The sequence below is a fragment of the Microvirga thermotolerans genome (assembly GCF_009363855.1).
Lineage (GTDB): Bacteria > Pseudomonadota > Alphaproteobacteria > Rhizobiales > Beijerinckiaceae > Microvirga > Microvirga thermotolerans.
Genome location: NZ_CP045423.1, coordinates 3777882 through 3802374 on the forward strand (window position 1 = coordinate 3777882; position 24493 = coordinate 3802374).

Annotated in this window: 19 protein-coding genes; 9 read left to right on the forward strand and 10 right to left on the reverse strand. The window is 70.5% G+C overall.

The window, feature by feature from the left end; all coding sequences use genetic code 11:
• Positions 1 to 35 precede the first annotated feature (35 nt).
• The 7 genes from ahcY (at position 36) to trxA (ending at position 13848) form a co-directional block, all read left to right on the forward strand.
• The gene (gene ahcY, locus GDR74_RS17865; RefSeq protein WP_152587560.1) at positions 36 to 1466 is read left to right on the forward strand and encodes an adenosylhomocysteinase; all 1431 of its coding nucleotides are present in this window, start codon (positions 36 to 38) and stop codon (positions 1464 to 1466) included.
• A gap of 362 nt (positions 1467 to 1828) precedes the next feature.
• Complete coding sequence (locus GDR74_RS17870) at positions 1829 to 4387, forward strand: sensor histidine kinase (RefSeq protein ID WP_152587561.1); 2559 nt, start codon at positions 1829 to 1831, stop codon at positions 4385 to 4387.
• 30 nt (positions 4388 to 4417) lie between these two features.
• The gene (tsaE, locus tag GDR74_RS17875) at positions 4418 to 5992 is read left to right on the forward strand and encodes a tRNA (adenosine(37)-N6)-threonylcarbamoyltransferase complex ATPase subunit type 1 TsaE (protein ID WP_246179792.1); all 1575 of its coding nucleotides are present in this window, start codon (positions 4418 to 4420) and stop codon (positions 5990 to 5992) included.
• Positions 5993 to 6002: 10 nt separating this feature from the next.
• On the forward strand, positions 6003 to 6737 hold the full coding sequence (locus tag GDR74_RS17880; protein ID WP_152587563.1) for a nucleotidyltransferase family protein: 735 nt from the start codon (positions 6003 to 6005) through the stop codon (positions 6735 to 6737).
• A 9-nt stretch (positions 6738 to 6746) separates the two neighbouring features.
• Positions 6747 to 9983 carry a double-strand break repair protein AddB gene (gene addB, locus GDR74_RS17885; protein ID WP_152587564.1) on the forward strand — a complete coding sequence of 1079 codons (3237 nt, stop codon included), beginning with the start codon at positions 6747 to 6749 and terminating at the stop codon, positions 9981 to 9983.
• Positions 9980 to 13417 (forward strand): double-strand break repair helicase AddA, encoded by a 3438-nt coding sequence (addA, locus tag GDR74_RS17890; protein ID WP_152587565.1) that lies wholly within the window; start codon positions 9980 to 9982, stop codon positions 13415 to 13417. The genes addB and addA overlap by 4 nt, the downstream gene beginning before the upstream one ends.
• Positions 13418 to 13527: 110 nt before the next feature.
• Complete coding sequence (gene trxA / locus GDR74_RS17895) at positions 13528 to 13848, forward strand: thioredoxin (protein ID WP_152587566.1); 321 nt, start codon at positions 13528 to 13530, stop codon at positions 13846 to 13848.
• 270 nt (positions 13849 to 14118) lie between these two features.
• On the opposite strand, the gene GDR74_RS17900 is transcribed toward trxA, so the two are convergent.
• The 3 genes from GDR74_RS17900 to trpA are packed head-to-tail and all read right to left on the reverse strand — an operon-like array spanning position 14119 to position 17221.
• Complete coding sequence (locus tag GDR74_RS17900) at positions 14119 to 15444, reverse strand: bifunctional folylpolyglutamate synthase/dihydrofolate synthase (RefSeq protein ID WP_152587567.1); 1326 nt, start codon at positions 15442 to 15444, stop codon at positions 14119 to 14121.
• A 21-nt stretch (positions 15445 to 15465) separates the two neighbouring features.
• Positions 15466 to 16326, reverse strand: coding sequence for an acetyl-CoA carboxylase, carboxyltransferase subunit beta (gene accD, locus GDR74_RS17905; protein WP_152587568.1), 861 nt, complete (start codon positions 16324 to 16326; stop codon positions 15466 to 15468).
• A 55-nt stretch (positions 16327 to 16381) separates the two neighbouring features.
• A complete protein-coding gene (gene trpA / locus GDR74_RS17910; RefSeq protein ID WP_152587569.1) occupies positions 16382 to 17221 on the reverse strand; it encodes a tryptophan synthase subunit alpha in 840 nt (279 codons plus the stop codon).
• A gap of 123 nt (positions 17222 to 17344) precedes the next feature.
• Between trpA and GDR74_RS17915 the strand changes: the two genes are divergently transcribed.
• Entirely contained in the window at positions 17345 to 18112 is a 768-nt protein-coding gene (locus GDR74_RS17915; protein WP_152587570.1) for an AAA family ATPase, read from the forward strand.
• 107 nt (positions 18113 to 18219) lie between these two features.
• On the opposite strand, the gene trpB is transcribed toward GDR74_RS17915, so the two are convergent.
• A complete protein-coding gene (gene trpB / locus GDR74_RS17920) occupies positions 18220 to 19404 on the reverse strand; it encodes a tryptophan synthase subunit beta (protein ID WP_152587851.1) in 1185 nt (394 codons plus the stop codon).
• A gap of 136 nt (positions 19405 to 19540) precedes the next feature.
• Positions 19541 to 20209 carry a phosphoribosylanthranilate isomerase gene (locus GDR74_RS17925; RefSeq protein WP_152587571.1) on the reverse strand — a complete coding sequence of 223 codons (669 nt, stop codon included), beginning with the start codon at positions 20207 to 20209 and terminating at the stop codon, positions 19541 to 19543.
• A gap of 362 nt (positions 20210 to 20571) precedes the next feature.
• On the opposite strand from GDR74_RS17925, the gene GDR74_RS17930 reads away from it, so the two are divergent.
• A complete protein-coding gene (locus tag GDR74_RS17930) occupies positions 20572 to 20793 on the forward strand; it encodes a hypothetical protein (protein ID WP_152587572.1) in 222 nt (73 codons plus the stop codon).
• Positions 20794 to 21178: 385 nt separating this feature from the next.
• Here the strand turns inward: GDR74_RS17930 and lhpI are convergent, their stop codons facing one another.
• The 5 genes from lhpI to GDR74_RS17955 all read right to left on the reverse strand — a co-directional run bounded on the left by lhpI (position 21179) and on the right by GDR74_RS17955 (position 24436).
• Positions 21179 to 22171: a bifunctional Delta(1)-pyrroline-2-carboxylate/Delta(1)-piperideine-2-carboxylate reductase gene (lhpI, locus tag GDR74_RS17935; protein WP_152587573.1), complete on the reverse strand. Its 993-nt coding sequence runs from the start codon at positions 22169 to 22171 to the stop codon at positions 21179 to 21181.
• 7 nt (positions 22172 to 22178) lie between these two features.
• A complete protein-coding gene (locus GDR74_RS17940) occupies positions 22179 to 22529 on the reverse strand; it encodes a LapA family protein (RefSeq protein WP_152587574.1) in 351 nt (116 codons plus the stop codon).
• Positions 22530 to 22556: 27 nt separating this feature from the next.
• Complete coding sequence (ihfB, locus tag GDR74_RS17945; RefSeq protein WP_152587575.1) at positions 22557 to 22868, reverse strand: integration host factor subunit beta; 312 nt, start codon at positions 22866 to 22868, stop codon at positions 22557 to 22559.
• A gap of 25 nt (positions 22869 to 22893) precedes the next feature.
• Entirely contained in the window at positions 22894 to 23856 is a 963-nt protein-coding gene (gene sppA, locus GDR74_RS17950; RefSeq protein ID WP_152587576.1) for a signal peptide peptidase SppA, read from the reverse strand.
• A 181-nt stretch (positions 23857 to 24037) separates the two neighbouring features.
• A complete protein-coding gene (locus GDR74_RS17955; RefSeq protein WP_246179794.1) occupies positions 24038 to 24436 on the reverse strand; it encodes a YkvA family protein in 399 nt (132 codons plus the stop codon).
• Positions 24437 to 24493: the final 57 nt, after the last annotated feature.

Sequence of the window (24493 nt, forward strand, 5' to 3'; positions counted from 1 at the left end):
TCCACCGGTGCAACAGAAAGCCCTGCGAGAGCCCCATGAGCCAAGCCGCCGTGAAAAGCGCCCCCGAGGCGCGCGACTACATCGTCAAGGACATCAGCCTGGCCGATTTCGGCCGCAAGGAGATCTCGATCGCGGAGACCGAGATGCCCGGCCTCATGGCCGTGCGCGAGGAATACGGCCCGAAGCAGCCCCTGAAGGGCGCCCGCATCGCCGGTTCGCTCCACATGACCATCCAGACCGCGGTGCTCATCGAGACCCTCAAGGCCCTCGGCGCCGACATCCGCTGGGTGTCCTGCAACATCTATTCCACCCAGGACCACGCCGCCGCCGCCATCGCCGCCGCGGGCATCCCGGTCTTCGCCTACAAGGGCGAGACCCTGAAGGAGTACTGGGACTTCACCGCCAGGCTCTTCGACTGGCACGACGGCGGCATGCCGAACATGATCCTGGACGACGGCGGCGACGCCACCATGCTCGTCCACGCGGGCCTGCGGGCCGAGCAGGGCGACACCGCCTTCCTCGACAAGCCCGGCTCCGAGGAGGAGGAGGTCTTCTTCGCCCTGATCGAGCGCCTGCTCGCCGAGAAGCCGAAGGGCTGGTTCGCCGAGCTCGCCAGGTCCATCAAGGGCGTCTCGGAGGAGACCACCACCGGCGTGCACCGCCTCTACATGATGGAGAAGGAGGGCAAGCTCCTCTTCCCGGCCATCAACGTGAACGACTCGGTGACGAAGTCGAAGTTCGACAACCTCTACGGCTGCCGCGAGTCCCTCGTCGACGGCATCCGCCGCGGCACGGACGTGATGATGGCCGGCAAGGTCGCCATGGTCGCGGGCTTCGGCGACGTGGGCAAGGGCTCGGCCGCCTCCCTCCGCCAGGCGGGCTGCCGCGTGCTCGTGTCGGAGGTCGACCCGATCTGCGCCCTTCAGGCCGCCATGGAAGGCTATGAGGTGACCACGATGGAGGACGCCGCCCCGCGCGCCGACATCTTCGTCACCGCCACCGGCAACAAGGACGTCATCACCATCGAGCACATGCGGGCGATGAAGGACCGGGCCATCGTCTGCAACATCGGCCACTTCGACAACGAGATCCAGGTCTCGGCCCTCAAGAACCTCAAGTGGACCAACATCAAGCCGCAGGTGGACGAGATCGAGTTCCCCGACGGGCACCGCATCATCCTGCTCTCGGAAGGCCGCCTGGTGAACCTCGGCAACGCCATGGGCCATCCGTCCTTCGTGATGTCGGCCTCCTTCACCAACCAGACGCTGGCGCAGATCGAGCTCTTCACCAATCCGGGCAAGTACGAGCGCAAGGTCTACACCCTGCCCAAGCACCTGGACGAGAAGGTCGCCTCCCTGCACCTGGAGAAGATCGGCGTGAAGCTCACCAAGCTGCGGCCCGACCAGGCCGCCTATATCGGCGTGTCCGAGAACGGCCCGTTCAAGCCGGACCACTACCGCTACTGAGCGGAAGGTCCCATAAGAACCTGGAAAAGCCCGGCACCGCCGGGCTTTTTTCATGGACCGCGGCCGTCTCTGCCCCCGATTCGGGCAGGCTTGACCCCGGCATTCGCCTCTTGTGCAATATGTCTCGACAGCTTGTTCACAGGTTTTCCAGAGGAACCTTAAGGGAGCCTTAACCCCCTTTCTGGCGGAGTCGGGGGTGGTCTAGAGTGGGCGCGATTCGTCCGGTCGTGTCGGGTTTGGCGAACCGGGACGCAATTCCGTTCATGAATAGACGAGACCCGTTCCAGCGGCGCCGCGAGGCGCACCGGAACCGGACGTCTTTGGCCTGGCGCCCGGCGCCAGAAGGGGAAGGACAGCGCGGGATGGCCCGGCACGGGGAGCGACACGGCGAAGGCAGGAAGGGATCGCGAAAGCGCGCCCTCGCGCTTCTTGCCGGAACGCTCCTGACCGGCGCGGCCCGGCCGGCGCTCGCCGTCGAGCTCCCGCTCCGGCTGACCGGCGAGGCGGCGGCCGTTCTCGACAGGATCCGCGGATGGCCCCTGGAGAATGCCGCCTATTTCGGCCTGTTCCTCGGCCTCGTCGCCGTTTCCACCACCACCGCCCTCCTGCTCGTCCGGGAGCGGAGGCGCCACGCCCGCGCGGAGCGGGCCCTGCGCGCCGAGCTTTCCGCCCTGCGCGGGGCGGACGATCTCGCAAGCCTCTTCATGGGCTCCGAGCGCCAGCTCCTGGTAAGCTGGCAGGGCCGCGACGCGGAGCCCCGCTTCGAGGGCGACCCCTCGATCGTCGGGGACGGCGCCCCCGCCCAGCGGGCCCTCGCCTTCGGAGCCTGGCTCGCCCCGGCCGACGCCGCCACCCTCGACGCCGCCCTGGAGCGGCTGCGGCAGCGGGGGGAAACCTTCCGGCTCACGGCCCGCAGCCTCGCCAACTGCTTCGTCGACGTGGAGGGGCGCACGGTGGGCGGCAGGGCGATCCTGCGCCTGCGCGACGTGACCCTCGACCGGGCCGAACTGCTGACGGTCCGCGCGGACCTCGCCGCCGCGCAGGACGACCTCAAGGCCATGTCGTCCCTCCTCGACGCCATCGCCCACCCGCTCTGGATCCGCGACGACGGCGACCGGCTGATCTGGGCCAACAAGGCCTATCTCAGGGCGGTCGAAGCCGCGGACGTGGCGGATGCGGCCGCCCGCTCCCTCGATCTGCTGGGGCAGCGCACCCGGGAGGAATCCCGCCGCCGGCGCCAGACCGGGGCGCCGTTCACGGCCCGCGTGACCGCCGTGACGGCCGGCCAGCGGTCCATTCTCGACGTGGCCGAGCACCCGACGGGAAGCGGCAGCGCGGGCATCGCCATCGACGTGTCGGAGCTCGAATCGGTCCGCACCGACCTGCAGCGGCAGATGGACGCCCACGTGCGCACCCTCGACCAGCTGCCGACCGCGGTGGCGATCTTCGACGCCTCGCAGCAGCTCATCTTCAGCAACGCCGCCTATCAGCAGCTCTGGGGGCTCGACGGCGCCTTCCTCGCCTCCCGCCCCACCGACGGAGAGGTGCTCGACCGGCTCCACGCGGCGCGCAAGCTGCCGGAGCAGGCGGATTTCCGCGCCTGGAAGAACGAGATCCTGGCGAGCTACCGCGCCGTCGATTCGCAGGAGACCTGGTGGCACCTGCCGGACCGGCGGACGCTGCGCGTCGTCATGAACCCGAACCCGCAGGGCGGCGTGACCTATCTCTTCGACGACGTGAGCGAGCACATCCAGCTCGAATCGCAGGTGACGGCGCTCACCCGCGTGCAGAGCGAGACCCTCGACACCCTCAAGGAGGGCGTCGCCGTGTTCGGCTCGGACGGGCGGCTCAAGCTGTTCAACCGCGCCTTCGCGGAGATGTGGAACCTGCCCGCCGAGCTGACCGCAGACCATCCGCACGTGGATGCGGTGATCAAGGCCTGCCGCCAGCTCGCGCCGCAGGACGAGCCGTGGGTCGACATCCGCGGCGCGGTCGCGGGGCTGCCCGACATGCGCATGGGCTTCAGCTGCCGGATGGAGCGGCGCGACGGCCTCGCCCTCGACTGCGCGGCGCAGCCCCTGCCGGACGGCGCCACGCTCGTCACCTTCATCGACGTGACGGCGAGCGTGAACGTGGAGCGCGCCCTCAAGGAGCGCAACGAGGCGCTGGAGAAGGCCTCGCGCCTGCGCGACGAGTTCGTGCACCACGTGTCCTACGAGCTGCGCTCCCCGCTCACCAACGTCATCGGCTTCGCGCAGCTTCTCGGCGACGAGACGGTCGGCGCGCTCAACCCGCGCCAGCGCGACTACGCGGATCACATCATGCGCTCCTCGGCGGCGCTGCTCGCGATCCTCAACGACATCCTCGATCTCGCCTCCATCGACACGGGCTCCCTTGAGCTCACGCCGGAGCTCGTCGACATCCGCTCCACCATCGAGGCGGCCATGCGCGGGCTCGAGGACCGGCTCGCGGAAGCCTCCCTCACGGTGGTCATCGACGCGCCGGAGGACATCGGCTCCTTCGTGGCGGACGGCAAGCGCGTCAGGCAGATCCTGTTCAACCTCCTCTCCAACGCGGTCGGCTTCTCCGCGCCGGGGCAGAGCATCACCGTCTCCGCCCGCAAGAGCGGCGGCGAGGTGATCTTCGAGGTGAGGGACCAGGGCCGCGGCATTCCGCCGGAGATCAAGGCGCGGGTCTTCGACCGCTTCGAGAGCCACACGCTCGGCACGCGCCACCGCGGCGTGGGGCTGGGCCTGTCGATCGTGCGCTCCTTCGTGGAGCTGCACGGCGGGCGGATCGAACTCGCCTCGGCGCCGGGCGTCGGCACTACGGTGACCTGCTTCTTCCCCAACGGGCGATACGAGTCGCCCTCCGACGGCCGGCCCGCCCCGCAGGCGGCGGCGCCCATGGCGGCCGAATAGGAACCGGCGATGGCGAATGGATTGGCTTTCATGACCGCGCAAGACGAATGGCACGATCCCGCCTGGATCGTGCCGCTGCCCGACCGGGAGGCGACGGAGCGCCTCGCCCGCCTGCTGATCGACGAGCTGCGTCCCGGCGACCTCGTCACCCTGTCCGGCGGCCTCGGCGCGGGCAAGACGACCCTCGCCCGCGCCCTCGTGCGCGGCCTTGCGGGCGATCCCGAGCTGGAGGTCCCGAGCCCCACCTTCACCCTCGTGCAGTCCTACGAGGGGGCGCATCATCCGATCGTCCATGCGGATTTCTACCGCCTCGGCGGCGGCCACGAGCTCTACGAGCTCGGCTGGGACGAGATGACGGAGAACGCCATCTCCCTGGTGGAGTGGCCGGAGCGGGCCGACGACGCCCTGCGGGCGGAGCGCCTGGACATCCATCTCGATTTCGCTCCCGGCGGCGGCGCAGCGGGGCGCATCGCCGTCATCACCGGCACCGGCGGCTTCGCCGCGCGGCTGAGGCGGCTGAGAGCCTTCCACGCGCTCGTGGAGCGCAGCGGCTGGCGGGATGCGATCCGCGTGCCGATGCCGGCCGACGCCTCGGTGATCCGCTCCTACGAGCGGCTGGTGAAGCCCGACGGCGAGACCGCCCTTCTCATGATCTCGCCGCCGCGGCCGGTGGGGCCGCCCGTGCGCCGCGGCAAGCCCTACACCACCATCGCGAAGCTCGCCGAGACCGTCCACGCCTTCGTGGCGGTCGACAAGGGGCTGCGGTCCCTCGGCCTCAGCGCGCCCGAGATCTACGGGGAGGACCTGGAGACGGGCCTGCTCATCCTGGAGGATCTCGGCAGCGAGCCGGTGGTGGACGCCAACGGCCCGATCCCGGAGCGCTACGCGGAGGCGGTGCGGGTCCTCGCCCGCCTGCACGGCACCGCGCTGCCCGAGGTGCTGCCCGTCACGGACGAGCTGGACTACGCGCTCCCGCCCTACGACCTCGAGGCCCTGCTCATCGAGGTGGAGCTCCTGCCCGACTGGTACGTGCCGCACATCATCGGCAGCCTCCTCTCCGGCTCCGCGCGGGCGGAGTTCGTCAACCTGTGGACGGACACCCTGTCGGAGATCCTCGCCGGCCCCGCCACCTGGACCCTGCGCGACTACCATTCCCCGAACCTGATCTGGATGCCGGAGCGCGAGGGCCTGCAGCGCGTGGGCATCATCGACTTCCAGGACGCGGTGCTGGGCTCCCCCGCCTACGACGTGGCCTCCCTGCTCCAGGACGCCCGCGCCACCGTGCCGCCTGAGCTGGAGCTGAAGCTCATCGGACTCTATGCCCGCGAGCGCAGGGCGAGCGACCCGCAGTTCGACGTCGCCGCCTTCGCGCGGGCCTACGCGATCATGGGCGCGCAGCGCGCCACCAAGATCCTCGGCATCTTCGCCCGCCTCGACCGGCGGGACGGCAAGCCGCACTACCTGAGGCACCTGCCGCGGATCGAGAACTACCTCGCCCGCAACCTGGCCCATCCCGCCCTGTCGCGGCTTCGCGCCTGGTACGAGGCCTATCTGCCGCGCATCCTCCCGCACCCGCCCGCCGACGGCGCTCCCCCCGCTCCCTGAGTTCCCGCCCTTGTCCGACGTTTCCCGCGCCGCTCCCTCCACCGCCATCGTCCTCGCCGCCGGGCTCGGCAAGCGCATGCTGCCGATCACCGCGACGATGCCGAAGCCCCTCGTCAAGGTCGCCGGGCGCACGCTGATCGACTTCGCCCTCGACAAGCTCCACGAGGCGGGCATCGGCAAGGTCGTGGTGAACGTGCACCACTTCGCCGACATGCTGGAGGCGCACCTGCGCACCCGCGAGGCGCCGCGCATCGTCATCTCCGACGAGCGCGCGGCGGTGCTCGAAACCGGCGGCGGCGTGAAGAAGGCGCTGCCCCTCCTCGGGAATGCGCCCTTCGTCACCTTCAATTCCGACTCGCTCTGGATCGAGGGCGACACGCCGAATCTGACCCGGCTCCTGGCGGCCTGGGACCCGGACAGGATGGACGTGCTGATGCTCGTCGCGCCGTTATCCACAAGCATTGGGTATGAGGGACGCGGCGATTTCAGCATGGATCCGGACGGGCGCCTGCACCGCAGGAAGGGCGACGAGACGGTGCCTTTCGTCTACGCGGGCGTTGCCGTCGTGAAGCCGGAACTCGCCGCCGGCACGCCCGGCGGGCCGTTCTCGGCGAACGTCTTCTACGACCGCGCCGCCGCGAGAGGCCGCCTCCACGGCTTGCGTCTCGAGGGGCAATGGCTGCATGTTGGTGAGCCTCAAGCCATTGCCGAGGCGGAAGAGTGCCTTGCCGCCTGCACGCGGTGAGGATGAACGATGTCGAGCACGATCCGGACGGAAGGATCCGCGCCAGCGCAGGATAGCGATCCCTTCTCCGGACGGGCCGGCGACCCGGCGACGCGCATCTTCTCCATTCCCGCGGGCTGCCCCTTCCTCCCGACCCTCGTGGACGCGCTGCTCGGCGGGCGTCTCGTCGGCCCCCTCGCCGCGGATCCCGCCGCGCTCGCGGACGTCACGCTCTACCTCCCGACCCGGCGGGCCGCGCGGGCGCTCGTGGCGCTCCTCGCGGAACGCGGCGGCGGGCGCGCGCAGCTTCTGCCGCGCATCGTGCCGCTCGGCGAGGCGGACGAGGCCGAGTTCGAGCTGACGGGGCTCGAAGGAACGCCCTTCGAGGAGGCCGCGGCGCTGAAGCCGCCGATCCCGCCCCTGGAGCGCAGGCTCATCCTCGCGCGGCTCATCCAGCGCTGGTCGGCGGAGGTGGACCGGGCGCTCCTGCAGCTCGGGCCGGACATGCCCTTCCTCGTGCCGGGCTCGCCGGCCGACGCGGTGAGCCTCGCGGGCGATCTGGAGAGCCTGATGGACGCCTTCACCACGGAAGGCATCGACTGGCACGCCCTCGAACGGGCGGTGGACGCGGATTATTCCGAGTATTTCCGCATCACCCGCAACTTCGTGCAGATCGTCAGCGAGAACTGGCCGAAGATCCTCGCCGAGCGGCAGGCGAGCGACCCGGCCGCGCGGCGCAACGCCCTGATCGAAGCGGAGGCGCGGCGGCTTCTGCGGGAGCGGCCGTCGCACCCCATGATCGTCGCCGGCTCGACCGGCTCCGTTCCCGCCACCGCCAACCTCATCGCCGCCATCGCGCGCCTGCCGAAGGGCGCGGTCGTCCTGCCCGGGCTCGACACGGATCTCGACGAGGAGAGCTGGGCCTGCATCGGCGACGTCGCGGACAGCGAGAACGATCCGGTGCACAGCCATCCGCAGGCGACCTTGCGGCGCCTCGTGGACAGGCACCTGCGCGTTCCGCGCAGCGCCGTCGCCGTGCTCGGGGAGCCGCCGGAATCCGCGCGCGCGCGAAGCCGCATGCTCTCCGAGGCGTTGCGGCCCGCAAGCACCACCGACCGCTGGTCCCTCATGCCGCAAGAGGAGCGCCTCGCGCTCGCCGCGGCGGGCTGCGAAGGCCTCGCGGTGGTCGAGGCGGCGGACGAGCGCGAGGAGGCCTTCGCCATCGCGGTCGCCCTGCGCGAGACGCTGGCGGAGCCTGCCCGCACCGCCGCCCTCGTGACCCCCGACCGGGCGCTCGCGACCCGCGTCGCGGCGGAGCTCGCCCGCTGGGGACTCATGGTGGAGGATTCCGCCGGCGTTCCCCTGTCCGAGACGGCGGCGGGACGCCTCGCGCGGCTCGCGGCGGACGCCGCGGCCGACGACCTGAAGCCCCTGCGCGTCCTCGCGCTCCTCGCCCACCCGACGGTGCGCCTCGGCTGGCCGCGCGAGACGGTGGAGCGCGCGGCTTCCGTCCTCGAGATCGGCGTGCTGCGCGGCCCCGCGCCCGCTCCCGGCTTCGAGGGCATGCGCCGCGCGCTCGCCGAGAACCGCGCGGGGACGGACCGGCGCGCGCCGCGCCCGCGCCGGAGGCTGACGGCGGAGGAGTGGGATCTGGCCGACGCGCTCCTGCAGCGGCTCCAGATCGCCTTCGGCGATTTCCTCCCCGCCCGGCGCGGCGAGGGCATCCTCGACCTCATCGGGCTCACGGAGGACCATCGCCGCACTGTCATGGCCCTTGCCGACCTCCCGCCCGAGGAGGCGGAGCGCGCCGAGCGCGACCCTTCCATGGAGGCGCTCGAAGCCCTGTTCGACGACCTGCAATATTCCGAGATCCGCAAGGAGGAGGACCAGCCCCTCCAGGGGCGGTTCGCGGACTACCCGGCTTTCTTCACGGCGCTCGCGCGGCAGCAGACCCTGAGCCCCTCTCCGCGCTCCACCCATCGCCGCCTCAAGATCTTCGGCCTTCTGGAAGCGCGACTCCTCTCCGTCGACCGCGTGGTCCTGGGCGGGCTCGACGAAGGCACGTGGCCGCCGCGCACGGTGACCGACTCGTTCCTCAACCGTCCCATGCGGGCGCGCATCGGCCTGGCGCCTCCGGAGCGGCGCATCGGCCAGACCGCGCACGACTTCGTGCAGGCGCTTGGCACGCACGACGTCATCGTCACCCGTGCGCAGAAACGCGACGGCGCGCCCATGGTGCCCTCGCGCTTCCTGCAGCGCATTAAGGCCTTCGCAGGCCGGAATGCATGGGAGCGCATGGTGCGCGCGGGCGAGCGCTACCGCCTGCTGGCGCGCAGCCTCGACGCGGCGGGCCCGGCCGCGCCGCTTATGCGGCCTAGGCCGATGCCCGATCCCGCGCTGTTCCCGCGCTCCTTGAGCGTCACGGAGATCGAGACTCTGCTGCGCGATCCCTATTCCATCTTCGCGCGGCACATCCTGAAGCTCGACGCCCTCGACGCGGTCGCGGTCGCGCCCGGCGCCGCCGACCGCGGCACGATCATCCACGAGGTGCTGGGCACCTTCGCCGCCGCCTATCCGCGCGCGCTGCCCGCCCTCGCCCTCGAGGACCTTCTCGATCGCGGCGCCAGGGCCTTCGCCGGGATCGAGGAGGCCTTTCCCGAACTCTACGCGGAATGGTGGCCGCGCTTCACGCGCCTCGCCGCCGCCTTCGTGGAATGGGAGCGGAACCGGCGCGCGGACATCGCCGAAGTCTATCCCGAGCAACCGGGCGCGCTGTCGATCCCGCTCGCGGACGGCAGCGTCTTCACCCTGCGCGCCCGCGCCGACCGGATCGAGCGGCGCCGCGACGGCGGCTTTGCGATCGTCGACTTCAAGACCGGGCAGCCGCCGGGCATCCGCGAGGTCTACGCGGGCTTCTCGCCGCAGCTCACCCTGGAGGCGATGATGCTGATGAAGGGCGCGTTCAAGGACGTTCCGGCCGCGAAGGAGACGCCGGATCTCGTCTATGTCCAGACCACCGGCGGCCGCGAGCCGATCAAGGTGCGCGAGATCGGGCCGGGACGCGACGAGACGCGCACCGTCGCGGAGATCGTCGCGGAGCACGCCCGCCGCTTCGAGGGCATGATCGCGCGCTACGCGGCGGGCGAGGCCCCTTATGTCTCGCGCCCCTTCCCGAAATACGCGCGGCGCTTTTCCGAGTACGACCATCTCGCCCGGGTGAAGGAATGGTCGCTCGCGAGCAACGGCGGCGGGGAGGGCTTCGAATGAGCCTCGACCTCGTCGTTCCGGAACACACAAGGGAAGCACAGCGCCGCGCCGCGGATCCGCGCGCCTCCGCCTGGGTGTCGGCCAATGCGGGCGCGGGCAAGACGAAGGTGCTCACCGACCGGGTCGTGCGGCTCCTGCTCGCAGGTTCGCCGCCCGGGCGCATCCTCTGCCTCACCTTCACCAAGGCCGCCGCCGCCAACATGGCGATCCGCGTGTTCGAGCGCCTCGGCCGCTGGGTGACCATGGACGACGAGAGCCTGATCGCGGAGCTCACCGAGCTCGAAGGCTCGCGCCCGAGCCGCGAGCAGGTGCGCCTCGCCCGCACCCTCTTCGCGCGGGCGGTGGAGACGCCGGGCGGGCTCAAGATCGACACCATCCACGCCTTCTGCGAGCGCCTGCTCCACCTGGTGCCGTTCGAGGCGAACGTGCCCGCCCGCTTCGCGGTGCTCGACGAGAGCCAGAGCGAGGAGATGCTGGCGCAGGAGACCGCGAACGTCCTGGCCGACGCGGCGAGCGGGGCCTGTCCCGAGCTGAACGAGGCGCTCGCCCTGGTCAGCACGGAAGCGGCGGGGGAGACCCTCGCGGAGGCCCTCAACGCGGCGCTGCGCTGCAAGGACTTTCTCCACGCGCCGGGAGGCCTCGAAGCCGGCCTCGCCCAGGTGCGGGCCGCCCTCGGCCTCGCGCCCGGCGAGGACCTCGCCGCCGTCGAGCGGGCGATGCTAGAGGACGGGCTGCCGCCGACGGAATGGCCCGCCATCGCGCAGGAGCTCATGCGGGGCAAGAAGACCGACCGGAAGCGCGGCGAGCTTCTGTCCCGCGCGGCGCTTGCGGAAACCCGCGAGGAGCGGCTGCTGCACTACCTCTCGGTCTTCCTCAACAAGGACGGGACGAAGACCAGGGGCTCCGCCTTCCTCACGAAGGACGTGGACGCCGCGCTCCTTCAACGGATGCTCGACGAGCAGGAGCGCCTCTGGCGGCTCGACGACAGGCGCAAGGCGGCGCGCGCGCTGGAGCGCACCACGGCGCTGTTCACCCTCGCCGCCGAGATCGGCGCGCGGGTGGAGCGCGCGAAGGGCCGCTACGGGGCGCTCGACTTCCAGGACCTCATCGACAAGACCCTGGCGCTGCTGTCGCGGCACGACGCGGGCTGGATCCTCTACAAGCTCGACCGGGGCATCGACCACGTGCTCATCGACGAGGCGCAGGACACGAATCCCGAGCAATGGGCGATCCTGCGCAGGATCACGGAGGACTTCACCGCCGGCCACGGGGCGCGGGGCCGGCAGGTCCGCACCCTCTTCGCGGTGGGCGATCCGAAGCAGTCGATCTACGGCTTCCAGGGCGCGGCCCCGCAGGAATTCGAGACGAGCCGCCAGGCGTGGGCGCGCAAGGTCGCCGCCGCACAGCTGCGCTTCGAGGACGTGCGCCTCACGGTGTCGTTCCGCTCCGCGCGGGCGGTGCTCGCCGCGGTGGACGCCACCTTCGCCCTCGCCGAGCATTACAAGGGCCTCTCCTTCGAGGACGCCGCCGTGGGCACGGTGCACGAGACCGCCCGTCCCCATGCGCCGGGCCTGGTGGAGCTCTGGCCGACCGAGACCCCCGCCGAGGAGGAGGAGCCGGAGGCCTGGGTCCTGCCCGTGGACAGCCCGGAGCAGCACGCGCCACCGGTGATGGTCGCCAAGCGGATCGCGAAGGCGGTCCGCGCCTGGACGACCCGGGGCGACGAGCGCGGCCGCGTCTGGCGGGCCGGGGACGTGCTCGTCCTCGTGCGCAAGCGCGGCCCGGCCTTCGAGGCGGTGATCCGCGCCCTCAAGGAGGCCGGCGTGCCAGTGGCCGGCGCCGACCGGCTCAACATCGGCGAGCACATCGCCGTGCTCGACCTCGTGGCGGCGGGGCGCGCGGCCCTGCTGCCGGAGGACGACCTCACCCTCGCCACCGCCCTCAAGTCGCCCCTGGTCGGGCTCGACGACGACGACCTGATCCGCATCGCCGCCCGGCGCCCGGACGGGGAATCCCTCCTGTCCGCCCTGGAGCGGCAGGCCCGGGCGGGCGACAAGGCGGCCCTCGCCGCCCTCGACGCCCTCGGCGCCTGGCGCGGCCTCGCGCGGGTCCACGGGCCGTTCGGGTTCTTCGCCACCCTGCTCGGGCCCATGGGCGGGCGGGCGAAGCTCGTGGCCCGGCTCGGCAGCGAGGCGGGCGACGCCATCGATGCCTTCCTCTGCTTCGCCCACCAGTCGGAGCAGGCGGAGACGCCCTCCCTCACGGTCTTCCTCAACCGGTTCGAATCCGCCGCCCACACCATCAAGCGCGACCTCGATTCCACCAACGACGAGGTGCGGGTGATGACCGTGCACGGGGCCAAGGGCCTGGAGGCGCCCATCGTCTTTCTCATCGACGGCTGCGACGTGCTGGGCCGGGACCCGCCCCTGCTCCGGCTCGCGGCGGCGGGCGGCACGGTCCCGGTCTGGGCCCCCGGCAAGAGCTCCGACTGCAGGGCCATGGGCGAGGCGCGGGATGCGCTCCATGCCAAGGCCCTGGAGGAGCACAACCGCCTGCTCTACGTGGCCATGACCCGGGCCAAGGACCGGCTGGTGATCGCGCCCTATCTCACGGGCCGGAAGGACTCGCCCCAGGAGGCCTGGTGCGAGATGGTGCGCCGGGGCTGGCTCCACGCCAACCGGGGCCGGGAGCTTCCGGAAAAGCCCTTCGCGGAGCCCCTCGCCCTGTGGGCGGACGAGCCCGTGGGTCTCGCGGGAGCGGCGGCGGACGTCCCGGCTCCGGCCCCGGCCGAGATCCCCGACTGGCTGCGGCAGGCCGCGCAGCCGGAGCCGGAGCCCCTGCCGCCGATCCGGCCCTCCAGCGCCCTGGGCGCCGCCGACCGGCTGACACGGCCCGGCGACGGCCCCTATGCCCCGGAGGCGCGCCTGCGCGGGACACTGATCCATGCCCTTCTGGAGCGCCTGCCGAGCCTGCCGCGCGAGCGCCGGGAACCCATGGCCCGCGCCTACGTGAAGGCCCGCGCCCCCCGCCTGCCGGAGGAGCTGCGCGAGGCCGTGGTGACCCATGCCCTCGGCGTGATCGACCACGAGGCCGTGAGCCCGCTCTTCGGGCCGGGATCCCGCGCCGAGGCGCCGATCGCCGGGCGCATCGAGACCCCGGACGGGCCGGTGATGGTCTCCGGCCAGATCGACCGGCTCGCCGTGCTCGAGACGGAAGTGCTGGTGGCCGACTTCAAGACCACGGCCCGCCCGCCGCGGCCGGGGCAGGCGCCGCCCCGCTCCTACGTGGCCCAGCTCGCCCTCTACCGGCGGCTCCTGCAGGAGATCTATCCGGATAAGACCGTGCGGGCCTTCCTGATCTGGACCTCCGGCCCGGTCATCCACGAGATGTTGGAGGCGGACATGAACGAAATACTAACTATTGTGGCCGCATGACCTGTGGCCGACGGGGCGGCGTTGCTTGATTCCGCCCCGGGCGGTTCCTACCTTGATGAAATCGTCGAGCGGCTCGAAGGTGAGTCGCGCCCAAGGACAAAGGTGATGGTATGGCGACCGTGAAGGTGACCGACGCGAGCTTCGCGCAGGACGTTCTGCAATCCTCAGAGCCCGTGGTGGTCGATTTCTGGGCGGAATGGTGCGGCCCCTGCCGCATGATCGGCCCGGCTCTCGAGGAGATTTCCGACGAGATGGCCGGCAAGGTGAAGATCGCGAAGCTCAACGTGGACGAGAACCCGCAGGTCTCCTCCCAGTTCGGCATCCGCTCGATTCCGGCCCTGATGATGTTCAAGGGCGGCAAGGTCGTGGCCCAGAAGATCGGCGCCGCGCCCAAGGGCGACCTCGCCCGCTGGATCCAGGCCTCGGCCTGAACCCTGCCGCAACGAAGCTTCCGAAGGGGCCGGAAGGCCCCTTTTTCATGCCGTCGCTTCCGTCTTTCAAAGAGACCCGCGCGGCGCACCACCCGCCGTCATTCCGGGGCCGCGCAGCGGAGCCCGAAATCCATAGCCGCTGACGGCGCGGAAGAGGACGCAGCGGCAGCCGTTGTGCCTTGCTCGCCAAGTTCGCGTTCATGGATTCCGGGCCCGATCCTTCGGATCGTCCCGGAATGACGGAGCGGCGGTCCGAAGAGCGGAACTTCGCTATTCCGGCGGCGTGCCGTTGGCGGCCAGGACCTCGCCCGCGAGATAGAGCGAGCCGCAGATGAGGACGCGGGGCGGGCGGTCCCAGACATAGTCGTGGAGGGAGGCCAGCGCGGCCTCGACGCTCGGCTTCGTGGAGACCGTAAGCCCCACGCCCGCGGCGATGCTCGCCACCTCCTCGGCCGGGCGCGCGGCGATCTGGCCTGCGATCGGCACCGCGATCACCTCCCGGGCGAGCCCCAGGAAGTTCCTGAAGAAGGCCTCCGAATCCTTGGTGCCGAGCATGCCCGTGACGAGCACCAGGGGCGCGTCGGCGGTCTCGCTCCGGTCGGCCATGGCGGCGGCGAGGACACGGCCGCCGTCGGGGTTGTGGCCCCCGTCGAGCCAGATCTCGCAGCCCTGCGGCGCGATCTCCGGGAGGCGACCCCTCGAGAGCCGCTGAAGCCGGCCCGGCCATTCCGCCCGGGCGAGGCCGGCCTCGAAGGCCGAGGTCTCGAAGCGGTCGAAGCCCGCCGCCCGCAGGGCCGCCACGGCGGTGCCCGCGTTGATGTACTGGTGACGCCCGACGAGTCTGGGGAGGGGCAGGTCGAGCAGGCCCTTCTCGTCCTGGTAGACGAGCCGCCCCCGCTCCTCGTGCACGGAAAAATCCTGCGACCCGACGAGGATCGGCGCCGCGCCGACCCGCTCGGCCTCGGCCCTCAGGGTCTCGTCGGCGGCCACGTAGTCCTGCGCCGCGATGACGGCGGGGCAGCCGCGCTTGAAGATGCCGGCCTTCTCCCGGGCGATGCCCTCCAGGGTCGTGCCGAGATATTCCGCATGGTCGTGGCCGATGGAGGTGACGACGGCGGCGGCGGGGGCGTCGATCACGTTGGTGGCGTCGTAGCGCCCGCCCAACCCCACCTCCAGCAGGAGCACGTCGGCGGGCTCCTCCGCATAGAGGAGCAGCGCCGCCGCCGTGGTGATCTCGAACACGGTGATCGGCGCGCCCGCATTCACCTTCTCGCAACGGCGCAGGGCCTCGACGAGCCGGTCCTCCTCCACGTAGCGCCCGCCGCCGAAGCGGCCGAGGCGGATGCGCTCGTGGAAGCGCACGAGATGGGGCGAGGTGTAGACGTGCACCGCGAGGCCCGCGCTCTCCAGGATCGCCCGCATGAAGGCGATGGTGGAGCCCTTGCCGTTGGTGCCCGCCACGTGGATCACCGGCGGCAGGCGCCGCTCGGGATGGCCGAGATCGGCGAGCAGCCGCTGGATGCGCCCGAGCGACAGGTCGATGGTCTTCGGGTGCAGGGCGAGAAAGCGCGCGATCAGCGCATCGGAGGAATCCATCACCCTGCCCGTCCCCTTTGCTCAGGCCGCCTTGGCGGGAGCCTTGGTGAAGAGGCGGGCGAGGCGGGCGACGGTCGGCTTCAGGTCGTGCCGGTGCACGACCATGTCGACCATGCCGTGGTCCTTCAGGTACTCGGCGCGCTGGAAGCCGTCGGGCAGCTTCTCGCGGATGGTCTGCTCGATCACCCGCGGGCCGGCGAAGCCGATGAGCGCCCCCGGCTCCGCCAGATGCACGTCGCCGAGCATGGCGTAGGACGCGGTCACGCCGCCGGTGGTCGGGTTGGTGAGCACCACGATGTAGGGCAGGCGCGCGTCGCGCAGGCGGCGGACCGCCACGGTCGTGCGCGGCATCTGCATGAGCGAGAGGATGCCCTCCTGCATCCGCGCGCCGCCGGAGCCCGCGAAGAGCACGTAAGGGGTGCGCTTCTCCAGCGCCGTCTCGGCGCCCCTGATGAAGGCCTCGCCCGCGGCCATGCCGAGGGAGCCGCCCATGAAGCCGAAATCCTGCACGGCGATGGTCATCGGCAACTCGTCGACCCGGCCGAAGCCGACCTTGAAGGCGTCCTGCTGGCCGGTCTTGGCGCGGGCGTCCTTCAGGCGGTCCACGTAGCGCTTCTCGTCGCGGAACTTGAGCGGATCGACCGCCACCTCCGGCAGGGCCACGTCGACCCAGGTGCCGCCGTCGAACATGAGCTGCAGGCGCTGGGTGGCGGAGATGCGCATGTGGTGGTTGGAACCGGGGATCACCCACTGGTTCGCCTCCACGTCCTTGTGGAAGACCACCTGCCCGGTATCCGGGCACTTGATCCACAGGTTGTCCGGCGTCTCGCGCTTGAAGAGCGTCTTGATCTTCGGGCGGACGACCTCGGAAATCCAGTTCATCGCTTCGATCCTCTCGTCGTGGCCGCGCCGCTGCGGGCCTGACGTTCAGTGGTTCCTATGCGGCCGCGCGCTTGGCGACGGAGCGCACGCCCTCGCCGAGCTCCTTCACCAATGTGGTGACGGCCTCGACCGTGCGCGAGGTGGCGCGCCCCTCGGCATCGAGGGTGCCCTTGAGCGCGTCGATGAGCGCCGAGCCGACCACGACCCCGTCGGCGCCCTTCGCCACCTCCGCCGCGTGGGCACCGCTCTTCACGCCGAAGCCCACCACCACGGGCAGGGGCGTGTGGCGCTTGATCCGCTCCACCGCCGCGGCGACCTTGCCGAAATCCGGCGTCGCCGCCCCGGTGATGCCGGTGATGGAAACGTAATAGACGAACCCGGCCGTGTTGGCGAGCACCGCCGGCAGGCGGCGGTCGTCCGTCGTCGGTGTCGCGAGGCGGATGAAGGCAAGGCCCGCCTTCAGGGCCGGGAGGCACAGCTCCTCGTCCTCCTCCGGCGGAAGGTCCACCACGATCAGCCCGTCGACGCCCGCTTCCCTTGCGTCGGCGAGGAAGCGGTCAACCCCGTAGACGTAGATCGGGTTGAAATAGCCCATGAGGATCACCGGCGTGTCCCGGTCCTCGGCCCGGAAGCGGCGCACGAGGTCGAGGGTCTTCGCCGTGGTCTGGCCGACCTTCAGGGCGCGCAGGCCCGCCGCCTGGATCGCCGGCCCGTCGGCCATGGGATCCGTGAAGGGCAGGCCGAACTCGACGATGTCGGCCCCGGCCTTCGGCAGGCTCTTCAGGATCGCAAGGGAGGTCTCCGGATCCGGGTCTCCCGCCATGATGTAGGTCACGAGGGCGGCACGGCCTTCCGCGCGGCACTTCTCGAAACGGGCTTCGATGCGCTTGGTCATGGGCGGGTCCTTAGCACGGTCCGGTGCGGAAGTGGACAGGGATCTCGCATCTGCCCATGGCGCCCCTCCCGGGGTATAAGCCGGCCCGGAACTGTTCCAGGGGCCCTTCGGAGGGCGAATCGCATGGCGAGGACCTACCGGCCGACCCGGCTGCGCGCACCTTATCTGAGGCGCCTGTGGCTCGACGAGGCGCGCATCGTCGACCGTGCGGTCTATCCCTTCTGTCTCCCGCTCTTCGGAAACCCGGACTTTTCGATGGAGTTCGACCGCGCCGTCACGATCATCGTCGGCGAGAACGGCGTGGGGAAGTCGACCATCCTTGAGGGGATCGCAGCGCTCGCCGGCTACGACGAGGCCGGCGGCGGAAAGGGCTACCGGCCGGTGGACCATTCCCGGGCCGTCGAGGCGATGGGCGGCCAGCTCGCCCAGGCCCTTCGCGCCAGCTGGCTGCCGCGGGTCACCAAGGGCTGGTTCTTCAGGGCGGAGAGCTTCTTCACGGTCTCGCGCTATCTCGACACCGCAGCGCTCGACGCGGGCGAGGCGCCCCCCGATTTCCTCTCGCATTCCCATGGGGAGGGCTTTCTGCGCTTCTTCGAAGAGCGCTGCGCCAGGCAGGGCCTGTACATCTTCGACGAGCCCGAATCGGCCCTCTCGCCGTCGCGCCAGGTCGAATTCCTCAAGCTGCTGCAAAGGATGGATCGGTCCGGCCACTGTCAGGTGATCATGGCGACCCACTCGCCGATCCTCATGGCCTATCCGGGCGCGCGGCTCCTCGGCCTGACGAGATACGGCCTGGAGCCGGTCCGCCTCGAGGAGACCCGGCATTTCCGCCTGCTGCGGGAATTCTGCCTCGATCCGGAACTCTTCGTCGCGATGATGCTGGACGGCTGACGGCACGGCGCCATCCGTGTCATTCCGGGGCGCCGCAGCGCGGCCGGAACGACGGCGCGATGACGGATATCGCGCATCGCCCGTCGTTCCGGCGACGAGGCGAAGCTCTACAGCTTCACGCCCAGAATCTCCGCGATCTGCGGAACGTCCTTGTCGCCGCGGCCGCTGATGTTGACGACCATCAGGTGGTCCCTCGGCTTCTTCGGCGCGAGCTCGACGACCTTGGCGAGGGCGTGGCTCGATTCCAGCGCCGGCAGGATTCCCTCCAGCCGGGAGCAGAGCTGGAAGGCGTCGAGCGCCTCCCGGTCGGTGGCGGAGATGTACGTCACCCGGCCCACGTCGTGCAGCCAGGCATGCTCCGGCCCGATGCCCGGATAGTCGAGGCCCGCCGAGATCGAGTGGGCGTCCTGGATCTGCCCGTCCCCGTCCATCAGGAGATAGGTGCGGTTGCCGTGCAGCACGCCCGGCCGCCCGCCCGTGAGCGATGCCGCGTGGAGTTTGTCGAGCCCGTGGCCCGCCGCCTCGACCCCGTAGATCTCCACGCCCCGGTCGTCGAGGAAGGGATGGAACAGGCCGATGGCGTTGGAGCCGCCGCCGACGCAGGCGATCAGCGAATCCGGCAGGCGGCCCTCCGCCTGCAGCATCTGCTCGCGGGTCTCGTTGCCGATGACGCACTGGAAGTCGCGCACCATGGCCGGGTAGGGATGCGGCCCCGCCACCGTGCCGATGCAGTAGAAGGTGTCGGCCACGTTGGTGACCCAGTCGCGCAGGGCCTCGTTCATGGCGTCCTTGAGGGTGCGGGTGCCGGACTGCACCGGCACCACCTTGGCGCCCAGCATGTTCATGCGAAACACGTTGGGCTTCTGCCGCTCCACGTCGACGGCGCCCATGTAGACGATGCATTCCAGCCCGTAGCGGGCGCAGAGGGTCGCGGTCGCGACCCCGTGCTGGCCCGCGCCGGTTTCGGCGATGATGCGCTTCTTGCCCATGCGGCGGGCGAGGAGGATCTGCCCCAGCACGTTGTTCACCTTGTGGGCGCCGGTGTGGTTCAGCTCCTCGCGCTTGAAGTAGATCTTGGCCCCGCCCGGCAGGCCGGCGGCGGCCGCGACCTCGCGGAGATGCTCGGTCATGCGCTCGGCGAAATAGAGCGGGCTCGGGCGGCCGATATAGGTCGCCATCATCGCCTTCATCTCGGCATGGAAGGCCGGGTCGGCCTTGGCCTCCTCGTAGGCCTTCTCCAGGTCGAGGATGAGCGGCATCAGGGTCTCGGCCACGAAGCGGCCGCCGAACATGCCGAAATGGCCGCGCTCGTCCGGGCCGGTGCGGAAGGAATTGGGTTGCGCCTGAGCTGTCACGCCTGTCCTGCCTTGCGCTGGAGTGGGAATTCGCCGGAAGCGATAACGGATTTTCGTCCGGAATGCGCGGGTTTTATCGCCGCCCCCCGGCATAGGCGGCGCGGGCCGCGCGCACGAAGGCCTCGATCCGGGCCCGGTCCTTGACGCCGGGGGCGCTCTCGACCCCCGAGGACACGTCGACCGCCCCCGCCCCGGTGAGGCGGATCGCCTCCGCCACGTTCGCGGGCGTGAGCCCGCCGGAGAGCATGTAGGACACGGACGGGTCGAGGGCGGCCAGGAGCCGCCAGTCGAAGGAAAGGCCGTTGCCGCCGGGCAGCGCGCCCGGGGTGCGCGGCGGCTTGGCGTCGAGGAGGAGGCGGTCGGCCGCCTCCGCGTAGCGCGCCAGCGCCGCGAGATCGGCCTCCTCGGCGATGCCGACCGCCTTGAGGACCGGCCGGCCGAAGCGGTCGCGGATCTCCCGCACCCGGTCGGGAGATTCGCTGCCGTGGAGCTGGATCATGTCGGGGTCGAAGGCCTCGACGGCCTCGGCGAGCGCCGCGTCGTCCGGATCGACCAGGAGCACGACCCGCTGCGCCCGGCCCCGCGCCTGCCGGGCGAGGTCCCGGCCGCGGTCGAGCTCCACGTGGCGCGGGCTCTTCGGAAAGCGGACGAAGCCCACGAGGTCGGCGCCCGCATCGAGGGCGGCCTCGAGGGCCTCGGGCGTCGAGATCCCGCAGATCTTGATGAGGCCGTCCCGAAACATCTTCGAGCATGGTCCCTGGTTCAGGACTGGAGCACGGGTGCCTGCGGACCCGAAGGGCCGCACCGGCGAAGTCCGGGCGCCATTCCGCACGATGCGCCGATCTCTTGTCGGTTAGCGATAAACGGGTCCGTCCACAAGCCCGACCCGGCCGGTGCCGATCGGGCGTTCCGTCACAGGCCCTCAAGGGACCGAGAGGTCGGCAGGCGCATCGCCCGAAGGATCTCTTGCGCCCTTGCCTTTCCGGATCGGCCAGTTCGGGCGCGGCGATCCCGGGTTCGATCCCATGCTCATTGACAAGCTTATGTCATGATATAGCATTCATCTACCTGCAGAGGGCAGGATCATTCTCAAAGGACGTTCGCATGACCGCTTATGAGTTGAACGAACAGGAACTCGGCCAGGTCGCCGGAGGGGCTCCCATCATTGTCTATGCCGCCCCGATCACCTTCGATCTGCGGGAAACCTATGCCATGCCCGTGGTCCGCGCGCGTCCTATCGTGTTGGATCTCAGAGATCCCACGGTCGTGCGCGCCGCGCCGATCGTCATCGATATCCGCCCTAGAAAGAGAAAAGGCGGCCGTTGAGTCGTTGCGTCCGCGACCGGCACCGTATCGTCCCCTGCTTCGATCGACGCGCGACGCCACGGCCTTCCAGGGGACAATCCATCGAGACCGGCTTGCGATTCCAGCAGAGCGCAAGCCGGTCCTGGAGCATCGGGCGCAAAAGCGGGAGCCGGTTTTGCGCGAAAGAGGTTCGGAAGCAAAAGCCTCTCGACAGCAAAAGCCTGGAGCACCGGACGTCAATTCGAACTCACCTCCGATGCTCCGGGAGCCTTACATGCCGCATGTTCCCATGGAACCTAAAGGCCGCGCTGGCAACGCGAAGGGCCATGCCCATGGCGCGAAGGGCCGTGCCCGCGAAAACCGGTTCCGGCTTCTCCTGAACACGCCCCGATAACCCGCCGGATTCTCAGGCGACCGTCGACGGTTTCGAGTCGACACCCTGCCCGATCACCTGCGGCGCGGTTCCGATCCGGCGCCACACCAACATGGCCGCCGCCAGGTCCTCCAGCGCAGTCCCCACCGACTTGAACACGGTGATCGTCCTGTCATCCCGCTGCGGCGGACGGCGGCAGAGGTCGGACAAGGTGCCGCGCACATGGCCCTCCGCTATCGCGCCGCTCCGGATGGCGACGGCCACGTCTCCGCCCTCGGTCTTGGCAGCCTCCGTGTCGATATAGACCTGGCCCCGGCGAAGCGCCTCGTCGTCGGCCTCGCGCATCTTGAGATTGAAGGCCCCGACGAGATCGAGATGCGCCCCCTCCTTCAGCCAGGCGCCCCTGACGATAGGCGCGGTGGACAGCGTGGCGCAGGAGACGAGATCGGCCTCGCGCACCGCCGCTTCCAGATCCGTCGCGGCGCTGACGGGAAGCCCCTCGCCGCGAAGCTGCGCCGCCACCTCCTCGGCCTTCTCGGGCCGATGATTCCACAAGGAGACCTCGCGGATCGGGCGCTGGCTCATATGGGCGCGGATGAGGAAGGGCGCGAGGGCGCCCGCCCCCACCATCACCATGCGGCCGGCATCCGCGCGGGCGAGGTGCCGCGCCGCCAGCGCCGAGGCGGCCGCGGTGCGCCAGACCGTGAGGCGCGTGCCGTCGAGCACGGCCACGGGCTCGCCCGTCCCGCCGTCCATCAGGAGATACGAGCCCATGACGCTGGGAAGGTTCTTCCTGCCGTTCTCCGGAAATACGGAAACCACCTTCACGCCGACGAAGGCGTCCGCCGTGGCAGGCCCCGTCCAGGACGGCATCAGCAGCAGGGTGCCGCGCCCCCCCGTGCGCTCGATCTCGTGATGATGCCGAACGGGCGTGACCATGTCGGCCCGAAAGGCGGCGCCGAGGGCCTCGACCAGATCCGGAAAGGCGAGAACCCGGTCGATCTCCGCGGAAGCGATGACGCGCATGGGGGCTCTAGAAGGTGGGGGTCTGCGACGGGGGAAGGGAGGGCAGGGTCGAGCCCGTCCGGCTCTGCGCCCGCAGGCGCTCGGCCTCGCTGCGCAGCTGGCTCACCTCCCGGCGGAACGCGCGGCGCGCGCGCCGGTGCTTGCCCTGGGCGAGCCAGGTCGCCGCGCCGCCGATCACCACGCCGACCATGACGGCGGCGAAGATCACGGCGAAGAGCGGCAGCTGAACCGCGAATTCCGGCGCCTCGCGGGAGAACGGATCGAGGGAGAGGGTCACCGGCGAGCGGTTGGCGACCGCCAGCAGCACGACCAGGACCGCCACGGGCAAAAGAACGAGCGCCTTGAGAAACCGAATCACGAACCTCTCCTGTCCCGGATCGATGCGCTACTGCGCGACTGCGGCCTTGAGGGGCTTCGGCGCGGGGTTGAGGCGCTGGCGCATCTCCTTGCCGGTCTTGAAGACGGGCACGACCTTCTCCGAGATCCGGACCGATTCGCCCGTGCGGGGGTTGCGCCCGGTCCGCGCGTCCCGCTTCTTGACGGAGAAGGCGCCGAAGCCGCGCAGCTCCACCCGGTCCCCACGCGCCAGGGCATCCGCGATGGTGTCGAGGATCGCATTCACGATGTTCTCGACGTCTCTCTGGTACAGATGCGGGTTCTGTTCGGCGATCTTGAGCACCAGTTCGGATTTGATCATTGGGCGTTATATCTTTGATGCATCTTTACTTTTCGGAAGGGTGCCAGACGGCCAGGAGACCGTCAAGCCGCGCCGCCTCCATGCCCGAGGCGCTCCGGCGCAGGGCGTCGGCCAGGCTTTCGAAGCCCATCAGATCGGCTCCGGCGACGGCCAGCGCAAAGATCGACAGGTCCCGGTCCCCGCGCGGCTTCCAGTCGCGCACGGGCAGGTTCGATCGCACGCCCTTCTCCCGTTCGAGCCAGGCGATGGCGTCGCGCTCCGTGCCGAGCGCGTCCACGAGCTTGAGGGCGACGCCCTGGTGGCCGCTGAAGACCTGGCCCGTGGACACCGCCGCGAGCTCCGCGTCGCTCATGCGCCGCCGCTCCCGGACGAGGCGCTTGAACCAGTCGTAGGTGTCGCTCACCACCGCGGCGACGGCGGCGCGGGCCTCGGGACTCGTGGGGGTGAAGGGGTTCGGCTCCGCCTTGAGGGGCGCCGACTTGATCGCCTCCACCTTGACCCCGACATGGCCCAGGAGCCCGGACAGGTCCGGATACTGGAAGAGGACGCCGATGGAGCCGACGATGGAGGTCTCCCGGGCGACGATGTGGTCCGTCGCCATGGCCGTGATGTAGGCGCCCGAGGCCGCCGTCCCGTCCACGAAGGCGACGACCGGCTTCTTCTCCGCGAGGCGGCGGATGTTGCGGAAGAGTTCCTCCGAGCCGGTGGTGGTGCCGCCGGGACTGTTGATGGAGATCACCACCCCGGCCACCGAGGGCGCCTTGCCGACCCGCTCCATCAGGTCGGCCATGCGCTGGCTGCCGGTGATGAGGCCGTCCACCGAGATGCGCGCCACGTGGGAGCCCGCGCCGAAGCCGACGCGGTCGGAGGCGGAATAGCCGAGGGCGAGGACGGCGGCGATGAGGGCGAGCACCCCCACGACGCGCCAGAAGGTGATCTTGCGGCGCAGGCGGCGGCGGTCGGCGATGGCTTCGGCGTCGATCGGCATCGGTTTCGTCTCGTGTGTCGCGGCAAGCGCGGAGGCTTCACCCTGGGCTCCTTTTCCGGATTCGGCGAATCCGGAAAACGTCGCAAGGGCCTTTGCGGCGACTCGGACCCGGGAGAAAGCCCTTGCAGCGGAACCAGATAGGGCATCGCGCGCCGCGTGCCAATGAGGGGATGGCCGGTTTCTAGAACCTCGCGCGGGGCCAGAACGTCCACCCCAAGGCCAGCACGGCTACGATCCAGAGCGTGACGATGGCCATGGCAGCCATGCGGCTCGCCGGGCGCTCCTGCAGGGCCGCAGCCTTCCGCCGCAGGTCGTTCATGACGGGTGGCGGGATCAGCCGGACCGCGAGGAGAATGCCGAGGGGGACGAGGAGAAGGTCGTCGAGGTAGCCGAGAACGGGGATGAAGTCGGGAATGAGGTCGACGGGGCTCAGCGCATAGGCCGCCACGAGCCCGGCCACGAGTTTGGCGGAGAGCGGCACACGCGGGTCGCGCGCCGCAAGATGGAGCGCGACGATGTCGGTCTTGACCGCTCGCGCCCAGCGGCGGGCGCGGGTCAGGGCACGTGTCGGGCCTTTCATGTCGGACCGCCGTTCTCCTCGTGCAATCGGCCGCCACCCCCGGAAGCAAAAAACCCG